The following is a 1483-nucleotide window of genomic DNA, read 5'->3' as shown; positions in this document are numbered from 1 at the left end:
GTTCGGTGGAGACCATCACGAGGTCGAGCACGCGGTGTTCGTCCAGGTCCTCGGCCGGGGCCTCGTGCACGATCCGGCCCTCACGCACCACCAGCACCCGATCGGCCAGCCCCAGCACCTCGGGCACCTCACTGGACACCAGCACCACCCCGATGCCGTCATCGGCCAGCCGGCGCACCAACGCGTACAACTCCGCCCGCGCCCCGACATCCACCCCACGCGTCGGCTCGTCCAGCAACAACAACTTGCGGTCCTCGGCCAGCCACCGCCCCAGCACCGCCTTCTGCTGGTTGCCCCCCGACAACGTCCGCACCGGACGCCGCGGATCCGGCGGACGAATATCCAGCGCCTGCGCCAACCGCGTCGCCTCGGCCAGCTCCGCCCGCCGATCCAGCCACCCCAGCCACCGCGGCCTGGTGTACCGGCTCAAACTCGCCAGCGTGATGTTCTGCGCCACCGGATGATCCAGCAGCAACGCCTGCGCCTTACGCTCCTCCGGCGCCAGGCCCATCCCCATCCGCACCGCCCGCGTCGTGCTGCCCCCACGCACCACCCGGCCATCCAGCACCACCCGGCCGCTCGCCCGCCGCGCCCCGTAGATCGCCTCGACGATCTCACTACGACCCGACCCGACCAGCCCCGCCAGCCCGACGATCTCCCCCGCCCGCACACTGAACGACACATCCGCGAACCGGCCCGGCAGCGTCAGCCCCTCCACCCGCAGCACCTCCGGCCGCCCCTCATGGACATCCCGGCCCGGCCGCGGCGGGAACACATACTCCACATTCCGGCCCGTCATCAACGCCACGATCTGCCCGGTCGGAGTGTCCTTGGCCGACAACCCCACCGCGACCGTCCGCCCGTCCTTCAACACCGTGACCCGATCCCCGATCTCCCGGATCTCCTCCAAACGATGGGAGATGTAGATCACCGCCACCCCCTGCGAGGTGAGATCACGGATCACCCGGAACAGATTGGCCACCTCGTCATGGGCCAACGCCGCCGACGGCTCGTCCATGATGATCAACCGGGCCGAATGCGACAACGCCCGCGCCATGCTCACGATCTGCTTGTGCGCCGGCGACAACCGGCCCACCTCGGTCCGCGGCCGGATCTCCCCATGCCCCAACCGGCCCAGCAACTGCGCCGCCGCCCGATCGGCCTCACCCCGCCGCGAAAACCCCAGCCGCGCCGGCTCATGACCCAAGAAGATGTTCTCCGACACGCTCAACCCGTCCACCAGGTCGAGCTCCTGATAGATCGTCGCGATGCCATGCCCCATCGCCGCGGTCGGCGGCGCCAGCCGCACGGGCGAGCCGTCCAGCAGCACCTCCCCCTCATCCGGCGCATGCGCACCCGACAAGATCTTGATCAGCGTGGACTTCCCGGCCCCGTTCTGCCCGAGCAGGCAGTGCACCTCACCAGCCCTGACCTCCAGGTCCACACCATCCAGCGCACGTACGCCGGGAAACTGCTTGACGAT

General features: G+C 69.7%; 1 protein-coding gene. It reads right to left on the bottom strand.

The features are described 5' to 3' along the window. On the bottom strand, positions 1–1483 hold a 1483-nt coding region (locus HCK04_RS40210; RefSeq protein WP_205831291.1), incomplete at both ends, for a sugar ABC transporter ATP-binding protein.

The sequence above is a fragment of the Microbispora sp. CL1-1 genome, assembly GCF_012034195.1.
In the GTDB taxonomy this organism is placed as follows: Bacteria; Actinomycetota; Actinomycetes; order Streptosporangiales; family Streptosporangiaceae; genus Microbispora.
This window is presented reverse-complemented; position numbering and strand designations above follow the sequence as displayed.